Genomic DNA, 18,788 nt, shown 5'->3' with positions numbered 1-18,788 from the left:
TGCTCCAGGGCGGAAAGGCCACCAGAATCGGGGGCCTGAGTTTGCGACTGGCCTTATGGGCAGACGTCGTGAATTCTTGGATTACCGGGGTGTCTCCCGGCGCCGTGTAGTTTTACTACATTTGCTTCGGCATTTCATGCTTTTGCACGCCATGGGTAGTAGTAAAACTACACAAATGCGACGTTTGGTCGCACCTTGGCTTGTGAGGAAAAACGTTCATGTTGGTTGGCGATGTGTCGCGAACAGGTGAATCTTGATGTTTCTTGCCAATGATTCGTTTTTTTCAGCTATTTCCAACTTTTGTATGACAGTCCAACCGAGGTTCGGCTTCCTCTTGGCCGCTTTTTCCCCTTCATTTCACGCCGATCAAGGATAGACCATGCGCCTACCTTTGCCGCTCGAACTGCCTGCTTCCCTGCAACCGCTGGTCGTGCGCAACCAGCAGTTTCTGAGCGATGCCGTGGCAGGCCACGCTGACCTCGACCTGCACACCTGGACCCCGTTGCACCGGCAACAGTTCGATCAGGTTGCCGCTGCCAGCGACTTCGTCCTTGGCATGGCCCAGCGCGAGCCGGCCATGTTGTTCGCCCTGATCGCCAGCGGTGAGCTGGACCGCCGCTACGCCCCGGGCGAGCTGCGCGGGCAAATCGCCGCTGCGGCCCAGGCCGCGCAGAGCGAGGACGAGCTGGCGCGCAACCTGCGCCGCGAGCGCAACCGCCAGCAGCTGCGGATCATCTGGCGCGACATCACCCGCCAAGCCGAGCTGGGCGAGACCTGCCGCGACCTGTCGGACCTCGCCGACGCGGCCATCGATGAAGCCTACCAGTGGTTGTACCCGCGCCATTGCCAGCAGTTCGGCACGCCGATCGGCAACCGCAGCGGCCAGCCGCAGCATATGGTGGTGCTGGGCATGGGCAAGCTGGGCGCGGTGGAGCTGAACCTGTCTTCGGACATCGACCTGATCTTCGCATTCCCCGAAAACGGCGAAACCGAAGGGGTCAAGCGCTCGCTGGAGAACCAGGAGTTCTTCACCCGCCTCGGCCAGCGCCTGATCAAGGCGCTCGACCCGGTGACCGTCGATGGCTTCGTGTTCCGCGTCGACATGCGCCTGCGCCCTTATGGTTCGGCCGGCGCGCTGGTGCTCAGCTTCAATGCGCTGGAGCAGTACTACCAGGACCAGGGCCGCGACTGGGAACGCTACGCAATGATCAAGGCGCGGGTGGTGGCCGGTGACCAGGCCGCTGGCGCGCAACTGCAGGACATGCTGAAGCCGTTCGTGTACCGGCGTTACTTGGACTTTTCCGCAATCGAAGCGCTGCGCACCATGAAGCAGCTGATCCAGCAGGAAGTGCGGCGCAAGGGCATGGCCGACAACATCAAGCTGGGTGCCGGTGGCATCCGCGAGGTCGAGTTCATCGCCCAGGCCTTCCAGCTGATCCATGGCGGTCGTGACCTGAGCCTGCAACTGCGGCCATTGCTCAAGGTGCTGGCAACCCTGGAAGGCCAGGGTTATCTGCCACCCGCCGTGGTCGCAGAGCTGCGTGAAGGCTATGAATTCCTGCGTTACACCGAGCACGCCATCCAGGCTATCGCCGACCGCCAGACGCAGATGCTGCCGGACAGCGAGCTGGACCGTGAGCGGGTTGCCTATATCCTTGGCTTTGCTGACTGGCAGAGCTTCCACGATCAGTTGATGCACTGGCGCGGCCGGGTCGACTGGCACTTCCGCCAGGTCATCGCCGACCCGGATGAAGACGAAGGCGAGGGCGAGCTGGTGGTGGGCGGCGAGTGGTCGCCACTGTGGGAACAGGCACAAGATGAAGAGGCCGCGGGCCGCCAGCTGGAGGAAGCGGGCTTCAAACAGCCGGCCGAAGCGCTGCGCCGCCTGGCCGCGCTGCGTGCCAGCCCGCAGCTGCGCTCGATGCAGCGCATCGGCCGCGAGCGCCTGGATGCGTTCATTCCACGCTTGCTGGCCCAGGCCGTGGAGCATGACAACCCGGACCTGGTGCTGGAGCGCGTGCTGCCGCTGGTCGAAGCCGTAGCGCGGCGATCGGCTTATCTGGTATTGCTCACCGAAAATCCGGGTGCGCTGCGGCGCTTGCTGACTTTGTGCGCCGCCAGCCCGTGGATTGCCGAGCAGATCGCCCGCTACCCGTTGCTGCTCGATGAGTTGCTCAACGAAGGCCGCCTGTTCAGCCCGCCACTGGCGCCGGAACTGGCCGCCGAGCTGCGTGAGCGCTTGACGCGCATCCCCGAGGACGACCTGGAACAGCAGATGGAGGCGCTGCGCCACTTCAAGCTGGCCCACAGCCTGCGTGTGGCTGCGTCGGAAATCAGCGGCAACCTGCCGTTGATGAAAGTCAGCGACTACCTGACCTGGCTGGCCGAAGCCATTCTCGACCAGGTGCTGGCCCTGGCCTGGCGCCAGACCGTGGCCCGTCATGGCCAGCCCAAGCGCAGTGACGGCAGCCTGTGCGACCCAGGCTTCATCATAATCGGCTATGGCAAGGTCGGCGGCCTGGAGCTGGGCCATGGTTCGGACCTGGACCTGGTGTTCATCCACGATGGCGACCCGCAAGCGGAAACCGACGGCGCCAAGCCGATCGACAGCGCGCAGTTCTTCACTCGCCTGGGCCAGCGCATCATCCACCTGCTGACCACCCAGACCAACTCCGGCCAGCTGTATGACGTCGACATGCGCCTGCGCCCATCCGGCGCGGCGGGGCTGCTGGTCAGCTCGCTGGGGGCGTTCGAGCGTTACCAGCAGAGCGAAGCCTGGACTTGGGAGCACCAGGCCCTGGTGCGTGCCCGTGTGCTGGTGGGCTGCAAGCAGGTGGCGACGGCGTTCGAGGGGGTGCGCGCCAAGGTCCTGGGCCAGGCCCGCGATCTGGGCAAGTTGCGCAGCGAGGTGAGCGAGATGCGCGCCAAGATGCGCGACAACCTCGGCACCAAGGCCACGCTTGCCGGTACCGCGGCCAATGCCTTCGAGGCCGGTGTGCCGTTCGATATCAAGCAGGATGCCGGCGGTATCGTCGATATCGAATTTATGGTGCAATACGCCGCTTTGGCCTGGTCTCACGAGCACCCGGCCATACTCCGATGGACCGATAACATCCGCATTCTGGAAGAGCTGGAGCAGGCAGGTTTGATGCCGGCCAGTGACGCGGTGCTGTTGCGTGAGGTGTACAAGGCGTTCCGCTCGGCATCGCACCGCCAGGCCCTGCAGAAGCAGGCCGGGGTGATCGATGCGGCGCAGTTTGCCGATGAGCGCCGCCAGGTGCGGCGGATCTGGGGTGAGCTGGGGCTGTCCTGAAGGCCCGGAAAGGGTCTGAGTGGTACACTGTCCGCCACATAGCCTGAATATAAAGAGGGGAGGCCAGGCTGTATGCAGCCTGTAGCCTCCCCGAGCGTTTCTGGACTAAGCATGAGAATACTGATCATTGGCCCCAGCTGGGTCGGCGACATGGTGATGGCGCAGACCCTGTTCCAGTGCCTGAAACAGCAGCACCCCGATTGCCTGATCGACGTGCTGGCACCCGAGTGGAGCCGGCCGATCCTCGAGCGCATGCCCGAAGTGCGCCAGGCCTTGAGCTTCCCGCTCGGCCACGGCGCGCTGGAACTGGCCACGCGTCGGCGCATCGGCAAGTCCCTGGCCGGCCAGTACGACCAGGCCATCCTGCTGCCCAACTCGCTGAAGTCGGCGCTGGTGCCGTTCTTTGCCGGCATCCCCAAGCGCACCGGCTGGCGTGGCGAAATGCGCTTCGGCTTGCTCAACGACGTGCGCAAGCTGGACAAGGCCCGCTACCCACTGATGATCGAGCGCTTCATGGCCCTGGCCTACGCGCCCGGTGCCGAGCTGCCGCAGCCGTATCCGCGGCCGAACCTGCAGATCGAAGCGCAGAGCCGTGAAGCTGCCATGGCTAAGTTCGGCTTGGCGCTGGACCGCCCGGTGCTTGCGCTGTGCCCTGGGGCCGAGTTTGGCGAGGCCAAGCGCTGGCCGGCCGAGCACTATGCCCAAGTTGCTGACGCGATGATCCGCCAGGGCTGGCAGGTGTGGCTGTTCGGCTCGAAGAATGATCACCCGGTCGGCGAGCAGATTCGCGACCGGCTGATTCCGGGGTTCCGTGAAGAGTCGTACAACCTGGCGGGCGAAACCTCGTTGGCCGAGGCCATCGATTTGATGTCCTGCGCCGATGCCGTGGTGTCCAACGACTCCGGCCTGATGCACGTGGCCGCCGCGCTGAACCGCCCGTTGGTCGCGGTGTACGGTTCCACTTCGCCAGGCTTCACGCCGCCGCTGGCCGAACAGGTGGAAGTGGTGCGCACCGGCATCGAATGCAGCCCGTGCTTCGACCGTACCTGCCGCTTCGGCCACTATAACTGCCTGCGCCTGCTGGAGCCTGGCAAAGTCATCGCTGCCCTGCACAGCCTGGGCGGTCCGAACCTGATCGATACCGTGGCCGAGGTCGACTAAGTGCGGGTACTGATCATCAAGACCTCGTCGCTGGGTGATGTGATCCACACCTTGCCGGCGCTGACCGACGCCGCCCATGCCATCCCGGGCATCCGTTTCGACTGGGTAGTGGAAGAAGGCTTCGCCGAGATCCCCAGCTGGCACCCGGCGGTCGACCAGGTTATCCCGGTGGCGATCCGCCGCTGGCGCAAGAACATCTGGCAGACGATCAAGAGCGGCGAGTGGAAGGCGTTCAAGCAGCGCGTTCGCGAGCACAAGTATGACCTGGTGATCGATGCCCAGGGCCTGGTCAAGTCGGCCTGGCTGACCCGCTACGTCAAGGCCCCGGTCGCCGGCCTGGACCGCTTCTCGGCCCGTGAAGGCTGGGCCAGCCGTTTCTACGACCGGCCGCTGTCGGTTGCCGTCGGCCAGCATGCCGTGGAGCGTGTGCGCCAACTGTTCGCCATGGCCCTGGCCTACGACCTGCCGGAAGGCATCGGCTACTACGGCCTCGACCTTGACCGCCTGCAACTGCCGCCGGCTGCGCCCTACGTGGTATTCCTGCACGGCACCACCTGGGCGACCAAGCACTGGCCCGAAGCCTACTGGCGTGAACTGGCCGAGCGCCTGGGCCGGCGCAAGCTGCAGGTGCGCCTGCCGTGGGGCAACCCGGCCGAGAAGGCCCGCGCCGAGCGCATCGCCCAAGGCTTGAACAACTGCCAGGTGCTCCCCAAATTGAACCTTGCCGGCGTTGCCCGTGTGCTGGCGGCGGCCAAGGCCTGTGTGGCGGTGGATACCGGCCTCGGCCACCTGGCTGCAGCGCTGGATGTGCCGACCATTTCACTGTTCGGGCCTACCAACCCGGGCCTGACCGGCGCCTACGGGCGCGTGCAGGTTCACCAGGCCAGCGATTTCCCGTGCGCACCGTGCCTGCAGAAGAAGTGCACCTATAAACCGAGCGCGGACGACCTGCGCCGGTTCGATCTGAAACGCGAGTGGCCGCTGTGCTTCACTCGCCTGAATCCCGAGCATGTAGCGAGCCGCCTGAGCGCGCTGCTGCTGGCTGAGGATGTTCGTTGATGCAACTGGCTTTCGTGCTTTACAAATATTTCCCCTTCGGCGGGCTGCAGCGCGATTTCATGCGCATTGCCCTGGAATGCCAGAAGCGGGGCCACCAGATCCGCGTGTACACGCTGATCTGGGAGGGTGACATTCCGCCGGGCTTCGAGGTGCTGGTGGCGCCGGTCAAGGCGATCTTCAACCACCGCCGCAACGAGAAGCTCAGCGCCTGGATGGAAGCGGACCTGGCCAAGCGCCCGGTCGACCGCCTGATCGGCTTCAACAAGATGCCGGGGCTGGACGTTTACTACGCCGCCGACGGCTGCTTCGAGGACAAGGCGCAGACCCTGCGCGGTGGCCTGTACCGCCGCTGGGGCCGCTACCGGCACTTCGCCGAATACGAGCGCGCGGTGTTCGCCAAGGACGCGCGCACCGAAGTGCTGATGATTTCCGAAGTGCAGCAGCCGCTGTTCATCAAGCACTACGGCACCCCCGTGGAGCGCTTCCACCTGCTGCCACCGGGCATTTCCCAGGACCGCCGCGCGCCGGCCAATGCCGCCGAGATCCGCGCCGAGTTCCGCAAGGAATTCAACCTGGGCGATGACGAGCTGCTGCTGGTGCAGATCGGGTCGGGCTTCAAGACCAAGGGCGTCGACCGCAGCCTCAAGGCCCTGGCCGCGCTGCCATCGGCGCTGCGCAAGCGCACCAGGCTGATGGTCATCGGCCAGGACGATCCCAAGGTGTTCCAGTTGCAGAGCGCCACCCTGGGCCTGGGCGAACAGGTGCAGTTCCTCAAGGGCCGCAGCGACATCCCGCGCTTCCTGCTGGGCGCCGACCTGCTGATCCACCCGGCGTACAACGAGAACACCGGTACGGTGCTGCTCGAGGCCCTGGTGGCCGGCCTGCCGGTGCTGGTGTCCAAGGTCTGCGGCTACGCCCACTACATCGCCGAGGCCGACAGTGGCCTGGTGCTGGACGAGCCGTTCGAACAGGAACAGCTCAATGCTTATCTGCAGCGCATGCTGGAAGACGGGCAGGCCCGCGCCGACTGGTCGCGCAATGGCCTGGCCTTCGCCGACAGCGCCGACCTGTACAGCATGCCGCAGCATGCTGCCGATGTGATCCTGGGACAGGAGACCGCATGAAGCTGATAGTGGCCGAACCTTTCAAGCGCCTATGGGCCGGGCGTGACGCCTTCGAGGCCGTGGAAGCGCTGCAAGGCGAGGTCTATCGCGAGCTGGAAGGCCGTCGCACGCTGCGTACCGAAGTCCAGGGCGAAGGCTTCTTTGTCAAGATTCACCGCGGCATCGGCTGGGGCGAGATCTTCAAGAACCTGCTCACCGCCAAACTGCCGGTGCTGGGTGCCGGCCAGGAATGGCAGGCCATCCAGCGCCTGCATGAGGTGGGCGTGCCGACCATGACCGCCGTGGCCTATGGCGAGCGCGGCAGCAACCCGGCCAGCCAGCATTCGTTCATCATCACCGAAGAGCTGGCGCCGACCATCAGCCTGGAAGATTTCAGCATCGACTGGGTGAAAAAACCGCCCGAGCCGCGTCTGAAGCGTGCGCTGATTGCTGAAGTAGCGAAGATGACCGGCGGCATGCACCGCGCCGGGGTCAATCACCGCGACTGCTACATCTGCCACTTCCTGCTGCACACCGACCGACCGGTGACGCCGGAAGACTTCAAACTGTCGGTCATCGACCTGCACCGCGCGCAGACCCGGGCGAAAATCAGCCGCCGCTGGCGTGACAAGGACCTGGCCGCGCTGTACTTCTCGGCGCTGGACATCGGCTTGACCCGGCGCGACAAGCTGCGCTTCCTGCGCGGTTATTTCCAGCAACCGTTGCGGCAGATCCTGGCCGAGGAGGCCGCGCTGCTCGCCTGGCTCGAACGCAAGGCGCAGAAGCTCTACGATCGCAAGCAACGCTATGGGGATGCACTCTGATGGCGGGTTGGACACTGGCGCCAGGCTACGAACATCTGGCGTCGGACTTTGGCAGCCTCGATGCGGTCTTTGCCCTCAAGGGCGAACACCTCACGCGTGATCCGCTCAGCGAGGTCATCCGCATCGAGCGTGACGGGGTCAACTACTACGTCAAGCGCTACACCGGCGCTGGCAAGCATATGCGTCGCTACCTGGGCCGGCCACGTATCAAGGCCGAATGGCAGAACCTCAAGCAGTTCGCCAAGTGGGAGATTCCCACGGCCGAAGTGGTGGGCTGGGGCCTGGAACGCAAAGGCCTGGCCTTTGGCCGTGGCGCGATGATCACCCGTGAGCTGCCGCACACCGAAGACCTCTCGGCCTTGGCTGAGCGCAACGACCCACGCCTGGCCGACCGGATGTGGGTCGACAAGCTGAGCCGTCAGCTGGCGCGCCACACCCGGGTGATGCACGAGCACCGTTTCGCCCACAACGACCTGAAATGGCGCAACTTGCTGGTCGACGACCTGGGCACGCTGTTCTTCATCGACTGCCCGACCGGTGACTTCTGGCGCGGCTTCATGTGGCGCCACCGCATGATCAAAGACCTGGCCTGCCTGGACAAGGTAGCCAAATATCACCTGTCGGCGACCCAGCGCCTGCGCTTCTACCTGCAGTACCGTGGGCGTCAGCGCCTGAATGTGCGCGACAAGCGACGCATTCGCCAGGTGCTGAGCTTCTTCGAGGGAAGGGAATGACCGATTACCTGGCCAGCGCGGACCTCGCGCTGCTCAAACGCCATGGCTTGAACGACTTCGAAGCGCTGTGGGCGCTGCAGCTTGACGCCGTGGACGAACCCAACACCGGCCGTGGCGGCTGGAGCAGCGTCTACCGCCTGGAGCTTGAAGGCAAAGGCTATTACCTCAAGCGCCAGAGCGATTACCTGACCCGCACCCTGCACCGGCCGTTTGGCGAACCGACCTTCGCCCGCGAATTCCGCAATATCAGCCGCTACCAGAAACTGCGCATCCCGGCTTTGCAGGCTGTGTTCTACGGCGAGCGCAAGCAGAACGGCCAGCACCGGGCGATCCTGATGACCCGTGCGCTGGACGAATGGAGCGACCTGGAGGGCCTGCTGGCCCAGTGGTCACAGCTTGCCGATGATACCCGGGTGGGCATCCTCAAGGCCTGCGGACATCTGGCGCGTACCCTGCACGGTGCCGGCCAGGTGCACGGCTGTTTTTATCCCAAGCACATCTTCCTGCGCCAACGCCGCGAAGGCTGGGAAGCCCAGCTGATAGACCTGGAAAAGACCCGGCCGTTGCTGTTCGGCATGCGCGACCGCCTGCGCGATCTGGAGCCGCTGCTGCGCCGTGCCAGTGCCTGGAGCGAGGCGGACGTGCGCCAGTTGCTGGCCGCCTACCTGCAGCAGCCTGCTGACAGCGCCCTGGTCGACACCTGGCTGCAACGTCTGATGCAACGCCGTCGTGAAAAAGAGGCCCGTTGATGCGTTTGTCCCAACTCAAAGACGCCGGGCGCAGCCCGACACTGCCCTTGAGCATCACCCTCGCCGATGCCGCCGGCACGGCGGACCTGCAATTGCTCAGTCTGCTGCGGGTGTTGCCTGGCCAGCGCTATGTCGGCGCTGGCATCTGGCGCGGCACCCCGGTGCTGGCCAAGTTGCTGGTCGGCAGCAATGCTGCACGGCATTTCCAGCGCGAACTGGATGGCGTGAAGCTGCTGGCCAAAGAAGGCCTGACCACACCGCAACTGCTGGCCGACGGCCTGAAGGAAGGCGAGGGCGGCTGGCTGCTGTTCGAGTTCCTCGATGGCGCTGAAAGCCTGGCCGATGCCTGGGCTGCGGTGGAAAACCTGCCGGTACTGGCCGACGAGCAGCACCTGGTCCTGGGCGAAGCCCTCACGGCCGTGGCACAGATGCATGCCCAAGGCCTGTGGCAGGAAGACCTGCACCTGGACAACCTGTTGCGCCACGGCGGCAAGCTGTACCTGATCGACGGCGCCGGCATCAAGGCAGAGACGCCCGGTCAGCAGCTGTCGCGCCCACGTGTGCTGGAAAACCTCGGGGTGTTTTTTGCCCAGTTGCCCAAGCGCCTGGAGCCGTTCATCGAAGAGTTGCTGGTGCACTACCTGCTGGCCAACGCCGAGCATGCGCTGCCGATGGAGGCGCTGCAGAAGCAGGTGGACAAGGTGCGCAGCTGGCGGCAGAAGGATTACCTGGAAAAGGCCGGTCGCGAGTGCAGCCTGTTCAGCGTCGAGCGCAGCCTTTCGGGCCTGCGCGCAATTCGTCGCAGCGAGGTGGACGCCATGCTGCCGGTGTTGGAGCAGGCCGACGCGCTGATCGACAAGGGCCACCTGTACAAGACCGGAGGTGCGGCCAGCGTGGCGCGCATCGAGGTGAACGGTCGCAAGCTGGTGCTCAAGCGCTATAACATCAAGAACACCGCGCACTGGTTCAAGCGGTTCTGGCGCCCGAGTCGCGCCTGGCATTCGTGGATCGAAGGGCACCGCCTGGAATTCCTCGACATCGCCACGCCCCGCCCGCTGGCGGTGCTGGAGCAACGGGTGATGGGCCTGCGCAGCCGCGCTTACCTGGTCACCGAGTATGTCGATGGCCCGGACCTGACTGAGTGCTTTGCGCCCTACGTGGAAAATGGGGATGCGCCTGAAGAGCAGGTCGATGCGTTGGTGCATGTGATGCAGCAGCTGATCCGCGAGCGTATCAGCCATGGCGACTTCAAGGGGCACAACCTGTTCTGGCACAACGGCCAATGGTCGCTGATCGACCTCGACGCCATGTGCCAGCACGCCACCCAGCTCAGCTTCGCACCGGCCTATGCCCGGGACCGGGCGCGCTTGCTGCGCAACTGGCCTACGGGCAGTGCTTTGCATCAGCGGCTCGACCGCCTGCTGCCCAAGCTGACCGAGTAAGCCTCAGGCAGGGCCAGCCAGTCGCTGCTGCGCCCAGCCTGACGCAGGCGGATGCGCCACTGGCCATCCCGCCAGCGCAGGATGGCCCATGGCACGACGCCGGCGTTGGTGGCTTCGGGGATCTGCAAGTGATAGTGACCGGCCAGCAGGTGGCGCCGCAGTGGCAGCTGACCGCCCTGGGTCTGCAGGTAGAGCTGTAGATGATCCGTGAACAGGCCCTCGGCGTCGCTGCTCGGTAAGCCGGCCAGCCGCACCTGCAGGCGACAATCGTCGAACAGGCGTACCAGGTCCGGGAGGCCGTCGTACCAGAACAGTGGCGAGTCGATGACCCAATTGCCGTCCGCCAGACGCTTGATTGGCTGCGTGAGATAGGCATCCGGGCGGTCAGGGTCGATGGCCCGCCAGCGGCTGCCATCGAACGTGACCTTGAAGTAACGGCCTTGGGCATCCTGAATGAAGTACTCGGACAAGCCGTCGAAGGCGGAAGTTTTTTCAAACACTTCCTCGCCGTACACGCCGCCGATGCGATAGCGCAGGTTGCTCGTTTCAGGGGTCACACTGAAACGTGGCGGCAGTGGCAGCGGCGGTTGCTTGGGCATTCCCCGCAGCATGCGGCGCATCAGCCCGGTGCTGGCCAGGCTGGTACCCGCATCATTGAGGTGGCTCAGGGCATTGTAGGCATGGTTGAGCACTCCATTGAGGTCCTCCTGGCGGTAGGCGTCAATGCCGTTCCAGATCTCCAGTGCCATGCGCCCGAGTGCCAACGGGACCATGAGTTTGGTCGGCAGGAGGAGGCTGATCAGGTCCAGTAAGGTCCAGCTTAGTTTCAGCGCCTGTTCGGCATCCACTTCGGCAGTGCTGTGGCTGTTGGCGTCTGCCGCTGCCAGCATGCCGCGAACTTCGGCCATGTAACAGGCCAGGAACAAGTCGTCGTCGATGGCCGGTGTCTCTAACACTCGGCCCAGGCGCCCTCTGAGCAGCAGCTTCTCGACCTGCGCAGCGGGCAGGAGCGGCAGGCACCGGGCGAAGTAGGTGCGCAGCAAAGGCTTGTCGCGCAGCAGGCGCAGCAGTGCACGGGGGTTGGCAAATGAGCGCCAGGCGCGTCGGTCCGGTGCGTTGGGTGTATAGAGCACGAAGGCGGTGATGTTGCGTGAGCCACTGGCTAGCAATAGCACTCCCTGCACGGTGTTGCGTTGGATCAACAGCTGGCGGGCAATCACCGCGTGCCCGTCCACGCGCGGGCGCAAGGCATTGTGCGGTTGCGACAGCACCTGCTCCACCCAGCGATAGTGGCGCTCTGACCAGTCCTTGGAGAGGTGTCCGGCGTAACGTGCCTTGGCCGCTTCGGCGCGCATGCGTGCACGGTTGACCATGCTGTGTGCATGCAACCGCCACTTGCCTTCCACTGAGTCGATCAACTGTGTGCGCAGGTAGCTGGCGTAGCTGTCACCAACATTCAGGCTTCTGACCAGCGTCTTGATGTAGCTTGGGTTCAGCTGGGCCGGCAGGGCTGTGCCGTCGCTCCTGGCTACCCGTGCGGTCAGCCAGTAGTCATAGTCGAACCAGGCAAGATTGCGGATGGCCAGCTCATCCAGCGGGTAACTGGCATGGATGGCCTCGACCAGTTCTCCGCCAACGTTCTGGAAGCCCCGCCAGGTCACGTAGGACGAAGGTTGCAAGGGGTTGAGCCAGGGCCCGGTCTGGCGTGTGTACACCACCTTGACCAGGATCTCTGACGGCTCAACGGTCAAGCCCAGGTCATGACGAAGGCGGTTTCGTACGCGTTGCCTGGCCCAGCCCTGCAGCGATTCGCGTTGCTGGAACTGCTTGAGCGTGAGGATGCCGGGAGCGGCGACTTGCTCGCCGGTAGCGATAAGCTCCTGCATCCCTTGCATGATGTGTGCGAGCGCCTGAGGCGTTGCCGAGCGCAGCCAGTCGGGCAGGTTTTTATCCAGGAGCGCCGCATAGCGGGTGTCGAGCAGTGCCTTGCTGCCAGCCTCCACGCGCAGTGCCATGGCCTCGCGCAGCTTTTCGGCCGCTCGCTCCGGGGCGTTGGCCGGCAGTGTCGACCAGGTCTGGTTGAGGCGCAGGCGCTGGGCTTCCAGCAGGCAGTCGACCTGCGCTTGCAACGGGTCATCGGCGTACCACTCGTAGCGCAGGCGGTCGGCCAGGCGGGCATTCTCGATTTGCGCATCGTTCACCAGCAACTGCAGCAATGGCCCGCTTTGAAGTGGATCGTCCAGGCGCTCGCACAGCTCTTGGTGCAGTTCGTGCAGCGAGGAATAGGCTTCCATGCCCTGTGCCAAGCCCAATAGCAGTGCAGGGCCGGTTGCCTGGTCGGCTTCGAGGTTTTGCCCTTCTGCCTTTCCGGTGACGATCACGAACATGCCCGGCAGTGCCGCGCGCCATGCCGGGCTGCCGCGCAAGAGCACCGGGCGGTAGGCCTGGGCGCGACGTGCGAGCGGCTGGTGCCGGCGCTGCCAGGCATGAGGAAGGTCGAGGAAGGTGCCGATGACACTGGCCAGGTCCGCGCTCAACGTCTGGTCGGCCGCGCGCAGGTCGGCCTCGGCATGCATCATCGCCCGGCGGATGTCGGCCAGCCGGGTGGCGCGCGAGCGGCCTTGGCTGTCGGTGGCGGCCCAATAGTCGGCGAGCTCGCCATGCAGGTGCTGACGTGACTGCGGTGGCAGGGTGACAACTGGCATCGCTTCGAGCAAGGCCAGCACCTGGTGGTGCAGGAAATCAATACGTTGCAGGGGTAGCATGTTCCGCTCTCCGCGAGTCAGGGAGCGGGCATGCTCAGGCGAGCAGGTGGCGCCTGGGAGTTAAACGTCTACCTCACTGGAGCAGGCCGCGCAGGCTAAGCCACGCGGGTATGCCAAGGCCAAGCCAGGCGAGCATGTCCCAGGCACCATCACCGAGCAGGGCGGCGAACAGCCCCAGCGCGCCCAGCAAGGCAATGGCGGCTGGCCAGACGAGCACTCTGGCAGTTGATCGCGAACGATGGCTCATGCCTTTGCCTCCCGTGGCCGGCGTTGCTTGCCCCACCAGAGGTACACGCCGCTGCCGAGCACGATGATGGTCAGCACGTCCAGCACCGCCCACAGGATCTGCATCGGACGGCCACCGTAGTCGCCGAAGTGCAGCGGTTGCGACAGCCCCATGGCGTCCATGTACCAGGGCCGCTCACCGACTGCGGTCACCTCAAGCGTGCGGGCATCGATCAGCACCGGTGTGAACAAGTGCGAGCTCAGGTGGCTGGCGCCGTTCATGAACACTGCGTAATGGTGCTCGCTGGAGAAGCGTGTGCCAGGGAACGCGATGAAGTCCGGGCGCATGCCGGGTGCGGCCTGTTCGGCGATGTCCAGCAAGCGGCTGGCTGGCGCCCTTTCGGTGAGCGGCGGGGCATCACGATAAGGGGCGACCATGGCGGCCAGGCTGTCGTTGCGCCAGGCGGCGATGACCAGGTCGGAGAGGGCGCTGATCACGCCGGTGACGCCGACAGTCAAGGCCCAGGCCAGGGTGACCACGCCGATCAGGTTGTGCAGGTCGAGCCAGCGCAGGCGGCGGGACTTGTCGGTGCGTACGGTGGCGAACTCCAGGCGGCGCATGAACGGTGCGTAGAGCACGCTGCCGGAGACGATCGCAACGACGAACAGCACGCCCATGAAGGCCAGCAGCAGCTTGCCGGGGAGGCCGGCGAACATGTCTACGTGCAGGCGCAGCATGAGCATCATGAACCCGCCATTGGCGGCCGGCATCGCCACGGCTTCGCCGGTGCGGGCGTCGAGCATGAAGGTATGGGAAGAATTGGGTTCGGTGCCGGCGGTGGCAGCTGTGATCGCAAGTACGCCGTTGGGTTGGTCCTTATCGAAGCCGAAGTACTGCACGACCTCACCGAAGCGGTGCTGCTCAGCTTTCAGCACCAGCTGTTGCAGGTCCAGGTGCGGGGTGCCAGCGGGCATCTCGCGCAGTTCTGCGGCATCGCCGAGCAGGTGTTCGAGTTCGTGGTGGAAGATCAGCGGCAGGCCGGTGAGTGCCAGCAACAGCAGGAACAGGGTGCAGACCAGGCTGCTCCAGGTGTGGACCACGGACCAGCGGCGGATAGTTGGGCTTTTCATTACATTATGTTTCTCAACGTCCAGAAAGACCAAAGCCGCCCCAGGTGGACGGCTTGGTCGACATGCTCAGCCAGTCAGGTCATCACCACTTGTAGGAAGCGCTGGCCACGACGCTACGTTCGTCGCCGTAGTAGCAGTAGTAGCCATCGCAGGTGGAGAGATAGTCCTTGTTGAACAGGTTGGTGGCATTGACCGCCACCGACGCGCCCTTGAGGCTGTTGCTCAGGCGCCCCAGGTCGTAGTGCACGGTAGCGTCGAACACCGTGTAGGCGTTGGCCTTGCCCAGGTAGGTGTTGGCTTGGTCGCCGTAGGTGTTGCCGGTATAGCGCGCGCCGCCGCCGATACCGAAGCCGTCGAGCATGCCGCTGTGCCAGGTGTAGTCGGCCCACAGCGAAGCTTGCTGGTTGGGCATCAGCTGCAGGCGGTTGCCCTTGTACAGGCCATCCTGCACTTGCGACTTGGCCAGGGTGTAGGCGGCGGTCAGCTTGAGGTTTTCGGTGACGTCGGAAACCGCTTCCAGCTCCAGGCCATGGACTTTCACTTCACCGGTCTGGCTGGTGAAGGTCACACCGCCTTCGTTGTTGGTGACCGAGACGTTTTTTTGCGTCAGGTCATACACGGCTGCCGACAACAGGGTGTTGGAGCCCGGTGGCTGGTACTTGATGCCCAGTTCCCACTGCTTGCCTTCGGTCGGTTTGAACGATTCGGTAGCGGACGCGGAGGCATTGGCGGCCGGCTGGAACGACTCGGCATACGACAGGTACGGTACGAAGCCCGAATCGAACACGTAGCTGATGGCGGCGTTGCCGCTGAACTGCTTGTCCCGCTGGGTATTGGTGGCATCACCCTGGTTGAAGTACTTGGTGCTGGTGTGCACCCAGTCTTCACGACCGCCCAGGGTCAGGCGCCAGTTGCCGAGGGCCATCTGATCCTGGACGTACACGCCGGTCTGACGGGTTTTCTGGTCATAGTCGTAGAACGCTGTGGAGCGGTCCGGGCGGGTGATCGGCACCCCGTAAACCGGGTTGTTCACGTTGCTGTCCGGCACGTTGAAGCCGAAGATCGACAGGTAGTTGGTGTTGACGCGCTGGTGGTCCAGGCCCAGCAGCAGGGTGTGGGTCACGTCGCCGGTGGCGAAGTCGGCCTGGAAGTTGTTGTCCACCGCGAACTGGCTGATGTCTTCATCGGTGTTGGTGGACATGCGGCTGACGGTGCCATCGTCCTTCACTGGCGGCGTGGTTGCGTTGTAGCTTCCGGGGGTGATGGTCTGGAACGCCAGGTCCGTCTTGGTGTAGCGCAGGTTCTGACGGAACTGCCAGACATCGTTGATGCGGTGTTCGAAGGCGTAGCCCAGCGCGTAGTAGGTGCGGTCGTAGAATTCGTAGTCCGGGTCACCCAGGTTCTTGTGGTGGGAAATCTTGCCGAACGGCATGTCGATCTTGGTGCCCTGGATCGGCCGGAACTGGCTGGTGGCGCCGGTATCGTCGCGGGTGAACTGGGTCAGCAGGGTCAGCGAGGTATCGTCGTCGATGTTCCAGGTCAGGCTCGGGGCGATGTTGTAGCGCTTGTCGTCGATGTGGTCGATCTGGGTACCGCCATCGCGGATCACGCCGCTGACGCTGTACAGGAACTGACCCTGGTCATCGATCTTGCCGGTGCTGGCAAAGTTGATCTGGCGGTGATTGTCGCTGCCGTACTGCAGTTCGATTTCGTGGGCGCTTTCAGCCTGCGGGCGGCGGCTGACCATGTCCAGCAGGCCGCCGGGCGGGGTCTGGCCATACAGCGACGAGGCCGGGCCGCGCAGCAGGGCCAGGCGGTCGAGGTTCCAGGTTTCGGCTTTCGGATTGGCATACACGCCGCGAGGCAGTGGCAGGCCGTCGAGGAACTGGGTCGGCTCGAAACCACGCACGCGCATCCAGTCGTAGCGGGTGTCGCTGCCGAAGCTGGCGGAGACGATACCCGGCATATATTTCACGGCGTCGTCCAGGCTGTGCACGCCGCGGTCACTCATCTGCTGACGGGTGGCCACGGAGATCGAGCGCGGGACTTCGACCAGCGCGGTGTCGGTCTTGGTGCCAGCGGCGGTGCGCTTGGCCAGGTAACCGTCGACCGGGCCCCAGGCGCTCTCGTAAGCGCTGGCGGCATTCACGGTGGTTTCCGGCAGGGCCAGGGCGCCCTCCGGTACAGCGACCAGGCTGTAACTGCCGACGCTGCTCTGCTGCAGTTGCAGCCCAGTGCCCAGCAGGGCGGCCTGCAGGGCGCCGAGGCCATCGTACTGGCCATTGACCGGGGCCGAGGTACGGCCGCTGACCAGCGCCGGGTCGATGGCCAGGGCGATGCCCGCCTGGCTGGCGATCTGGTTCAGGGTGCTTGCCAGCGGTGCGGCGGGCAGGTTGTAGGCGCGCGGCGCGGACTGCTCGGCGGCGAACAGTGCGGTACTGGACAATGGTGCGGCCATGGCGATGGCCAGGGCCATCAGGCTAGGACGCAGGATACGATCAACGGCACGGGACATGCAGCGGTTCCTCGACGGATAAGTGCTAACTGCTTCCTTGCCGAGCGAGATTCCAGAAGTGACAGGGGGAATCGGAAGAAAAGTGAGAATTATTTGAATCTGGCTTTTGCCTGCGCTGGCCCGTCGCGGGACAAGCCCGCTCCTTCAGGTGTGTCGCAGATTCAAGGGCTGCGGAAATCCTGTGGGAGCGGGCTTGTCGGGGCGCCGAACCGCCGCGAAGAGGCCGGTACAGGATTACTTGGGAACGACGGTCACCCACCACGGCGTATGCCGCTCGATTTTCACCGGCAGCGCCGGCACCAGCGAAGCCAGGGCCAGGTCGGTGTCGGTCAGCGGGAAGCTGCCGGTCACACGCAAGTCGGCCACTTCATCGGCCACGCCCAGGTGACCGCTGCGGTAGTGGCCCAGCTGTTTCAGCAGGTCGGCCAGGCGCACGTTGTCGACCACCAGCATGCCGCGGGTCCAGGCATCGGCCCCGGCGTGCACCGGACCTATCTGGCCCAGCCCGTTGCTGTTCATCAGCACTTGCTGGCCTTCGTGCAGGACCTGTTCGTCACCGCTGTTGTGCGGCATGGCGGCTACCGACGACTGCAGAACTTCCAGGCGCGTGCCGTTGGCTTCGCGGCGCACCAGGAAGCGCGTGCCCAGCGGCCGAAGGCGGCCATCGTCGGTACGTACCCACAACGGGCGAGGGTCGTCGTGGCCGGTTTCCACCGAAATTTCGCCTTGATGCAGCACCAGCACACGCTGGTCGCCGTCGAAGTCGATATCCACGGCGGTGTGGGTATTGAGGCTAAGCAGCGTGCCGTCGGCCAGGCGCAAGGTACGCAGTTCACCGGTGGCGGTGCGCTGATCAGCGAGCCAGTAACTGGGTGCCAACGAAGGCGTACCGACCCAGCTGAGTATCGCGCCGAGCAGAAACAGGCCGGCAAGCCCGCTTCCGGCCTTGCCGATCCGACGTCGCAGGCTGACGCGCGATTGCAGCAGGGCTTGGCGAGCCGGGCCGGCAGCGACGCTGACACGTTGGTCGAGGGCGCCTAGCTGGCGCCAGGCCCGGGCATGTTCCTCGCTGGCAGCATGCCAGCGGATGAATTCGTTGCGCTCGTCAGGGGTGCCGTTGCCATCGTCCAGGCTCATTTTCCAGGCAATGGCGGCTTCCAGCACCCGCGACGAAACCGGTGTGTTGTTCACGTCGGTTCCCCGTACAGGGCCACATAGCACTGGCGCATGCCTTGGGCGATGTACTGGCGCACGCGTGACACCGAAACGCCCAGGCGTTCGGCAATTTCGGCGTGGCCCATGCCATCCAGGCGGTTGTGCAGGAAGGCTGCGCGGGCCTTGCTCGACAGCTTGCTGAGCAGGCGGTCGATGGCTTTGAGGTCTTCGAGGATCAGGTGCTGGGTTTCCGCGGACGGGTGTTCGGCTTCGGGGATCAGCGCCAGTTCGGCCAGGTAGGCTTGCTCCAGCGCCGCGCGGCGGAAGTGGTCGAACATCAGGCCCTTGGCCACGGCCGCGAGGAAGGCACGCGGTTCGCGCGGGGTGTCGAGTTGCTCGCGCCCGAGCAGGCGCACGAAGGTGTCCTGGCTCAGGTCTTCGGCACGCTGGCGGCAAGCCATGCTGCGCTGCAGCCAGGCGAGCAGCCAGCTGCGGTGGTCGCGGTACAGCGAGCCAACCAGTTCGGCGTGTGGGCTGTGGACAGAAGACACGCAGCGTCCCCCCGGAACGAATGCATTAACTAACGATAATTATTCGCGATTGTTACAGAGG

14 protein-coding genes are annotated in these 18,788 nt (G+C 64.7%); 8 read left to right on the top strand and 6 right to left on the bottom strand.

The features are described from left to right. Positions 1-379 precede the first annotated feature (379 nt). The 8 genes from glnE (at position 380) to ACOKS3_RS27490 (ending at position 10,385) form a co-directional block, all read left to right on the top strand. On the top strand, positions 380-3,313 hold the full coding sequence (glnE, locus tag ACOKS3_RS27525; RefSeq protein WP_103448670.1) for a bifunctional [glutamate--ammonia ligase]-adenylyl-L-tyrosine phosphorylase/[glutamate--ammonia-ligase] adenylyltransferase: 2,934 nt from the start codon (positions 380-382) through the stop codon (positions 3,311-3,313). A gap of 111 nt (positions 3,314-3,424) precedes the next feature. Next, a complete protein-coding gene (waaF, locus tag ACOKS3_RS27520) occupies positions 3,425-4,474 on the top strand; it encodes a lipopolysaccharide heptosyltransferase II (RefSeq protein WP_103448671.1) in 1,050 nt (349 codons plus the stop codon). After that, complete coding sequence (gene waaC / locus ACOKS3_RS27515) at positions 4,475-5,533, top strand: lipopolysaccharide heptosyltransferase I (protein ID WP_103448672.1); 1,059 nt, start codon at positions 4,475-4,477, stop codon at positions 5,531-5,533. Then, on the top strand, positions 5,533-6,657 hold the full coding sequence (locus tag ACOKS3_RS27510; RefSeq protein WP_103448673.1) for a glycosyltransferase family 4 protein: 1,125 nt from the start codon (positions 5,533-5,535) through the stop codon (positions 6,655-6,657). The genes waaC and ACOKS3_RS27510 overlap by 1 nt, the downstream gene beginning before the upstream one ends. Further along, entirely contained in the window at positions 6,654-7,460 is an 807-nt protein-coding gene (rfaP, locus tag ACOKS3_RS27505) for a lipopolysaccharide core heptose(I) kinase RfaP (protein WP_103448674.1), read from the top strand. The genes ACOKS3_RS27510 and rfaP overlap by 4 nt, the downstream gene beginning before the upstream one ends. Next, positions 7,460-8,194, top strand: a complete 735-nt coding sequence (locus tag ACOKS3_RS27500; protein ID WP_103448675.1) for a lipopolysaccharide kinase InaA family protein — start codon at positions 7,460-7,462, stop codon at positions 8,192-8,194. The genes rfaP and ACOKS3_RS27500 overlap by 1 nt, the downstream gene beginning before the upstream one ends. Next, positions 8,191-8,943 carry a lipopolysaccharide kinase InaA family protein gene (locus ACOKS3_RS27495; RefSeq protein ID WP_103448676.1) on the top strand — a complete coding sequence of 251 codons (753 nt, stop codon included), beginning with the start codon at positions 8,191-8,193 and terminating at the stop codon, positions 8,941-8,943. The genes ACOKS3_RS27500 and ACOKS3_RS27495 overlap by 4 nt, the downstream gene beginning before the upstream one ends. Further along, the gene (locus ACOKS3_RS27490; protein ID WP_422764564.1) at positions 8,943-10,385 is read left to right on the top strand and encodes a lipopolysaccharide kinase InaA family protein; all 1,443 of its coding nucleotides are present in this window, start codon (positions 8,943-8,945) and stop codon (positions 10,383-10,385) included. Before ACOKS3_RS27495 ends, ACOKS3_RS27490 begins: the two co-directional genes overlap by 1 nt. Here the strand turns inward: ACOKS3_RS27490 and ACOKS3_RS27485 are convergent. From ACOKS3_RS27485 to ACOKS3_RS27460, 6 genes are all read right to left on the bottom strand, one after another. After that, the gene (locus ACOKS3_RS27485) at positions 10,346-13,150 is read right to left on the bottom strand and encodes a dermonecrotic toxin domain-containing protein (protein WP_422764565.1); all 2,805 of its coding nucleotides are present in this window, start codon (positions 13,148-13,150) and stop codon (positions 10,346-10,348) included. The two genes, ACOKS3_RS27490 and ACOKS3_RS27485, sit on opposite strands and share 40 nt — an antisense overlap. A gap of 73 nt (positions 13,151-13,223) precedes the next feature. Then, a complete protein-coding gene (locus ACOKS3_RS27480) occupies positions 13,224-13,397 on the bottom strand; it encodes a hypothetical protein (RefSeq protein WP_181004529.1) in 174 nt (57 codons plus the stop codon). After that, positions 13,394-14,506 (bottom strand): PepSY-associated TM helix domain-containing protein, encoded by a 1,113-nt coding sequence (locus ACOKS3_RS27475; protein ID WP_103448679.1) that lies wholly within the window; start codon positions 14,504-14,506, stop codon positions 13,394-13,396. The genes ACOKS3_RS27480 and ACOKS3_RS27475 overlap by 4 nt, the downstream gene beginning before the upstream one ends. A gap of 82 nt (positions 14,507-14,588) precedes the next feature. Beyond that, the gene (locus ACOKS3_RS27470; RefSeq protein WP_103448680.1) at positions 14,589-17,021 is read right to left on the bottom strand and encodes a TonB-dependent siderophore receptor; all 2,433 of its coding nucleotides are present in this window, start codon (positions 17,019-17,021) and stop codon (positions 14,589-14,591) included. Between the two features lie 234 nt (positions 17,022-17,255). Then, entirely contained in the window at positions 17,256-18,212 is a 957-nt protein-coding gene (locus ACOKS3_RS27465) for a FecR domain-containing protein (RefSeq protein WP_422764566.1), read from the bottom strand. After that, positions 18,209-18,727, bottom strand: a complete 519-nt coding sequence (locus ACOKS3_RS27460; RefSeq protein ID WP_422764567.1) for an RNA polymerase sigma factor — start codon at positions 18,725-18,727, stop codon at positions 18,209-18,211. The genes ACOKS3_RS27465 and ACOKS3_RS27460 overlap by 4 nt, the downstream gene beginning before the upstream one ends. Positions 18,728-18,788: the final 61 nt, after the last annotated feature.

The sequence above is a fragment of the Pseudomonas sp. HS6-2 genome (genome assembly GCF_049325675.2).
GTDB classification, from domain to species: domain Bacteria; phylum Pseudomonadota; class Gammaproteobacteria; order Pseudomonadales; family Pseudomonadaceae; genus Aquipseudomonas; species Aquipseudomonas putida_N.
The sequence above is the reverse complement of the archived record's forward strand: the minus strand, read 5'-3'. Positions and strand labels throughout refer to the sequence as shown.

What these genes read in the sequence shown, in the direction of transcription:
- glnE (WP_103448670.1), top strand. Translation starts at nt 380, where the DNA reads ATGCGCCTACCTTTGCCGCTCGAACTGCCTGCTTCCCTGCAACCGCTG.
- waaF (WP_103448671.1), top strand. Translation starts at nt 3,425, where the DNA reads ATGAGAATACTGATCATTGGCCCCAGCTGGGTCGGCGACATGGTGATG.
- ACOKS3_RS27510 (WP_103448673.1), top strand. Translation starts at nt 5,533, where the DNA reads ATGCAACTGGCTTTCGTGCTTTACAAATATTTCCCCTTCGGCGGGCTG.
- rfaP (WP_103448674.1), top strand. Translation starts at nt 6,654, where the DNA reads ATGAAGCTGATAGTGGCCGAACCTTTCAAGCGCCTATGGGCCGGGCGT.
- ACOKS3_RS27500 (WP_103448675.1), top strand. Translation starts at nt 7,460, where the DNA reads ATGGCGGGTTGGACACTGGCGCCAGGCTACGAACATCTGGCGTCGGAC.
- ACOKS3_RS27495 (WP_103448676.1), top strand. Translation starts at nt 8,191, where the DNA reads ATGACCGATTACCTGGCCAGCGCGGACCTCGCGCTGCTCAAACGCCAT.
- ACOKS3_RS27490 (WP_422764564.1), top strand. Translation starts at nt 8,943, where the DNA reads ATGCGTTTGTCCCAACTCAAAGACGCCGGGCGCAGCCCGACACTGCCC.
- ACOKS3_RS27485 (WP_422764565.1), bottom strand. Translation starts at nt 13,150, where the DNA reads ATGCTACCCCTGCAACGTATTGATTTCCTGCACCACCAGGTGCTGGCC.
- ACOKS3_RS27480 (WP_181004529.1), bottom strand. Translation starts at nt 13,397, where the DNA reads ATGAGCCATCGTTCGCGATCAACTGCCAGAGTGCTCGTCTGGCCAGCC.
- ACOKS3_RS27475 (WP_103448679.1), bottom strand. Translation starts at nt 14,506, where the DNA reads ATGAAAAGCCCAACTATCCGCCGCTGGTCCGTGGTCCACACCTGGAGC.
- ACOKS3_RS27470 (WP_103448680.1), bottom strand. Translation starts at nt 17,021, where the DNA reads ATGTCCCGTGCCGTTGATCGTATCCTGCGTCCTAGCCTGATGGCCCTG.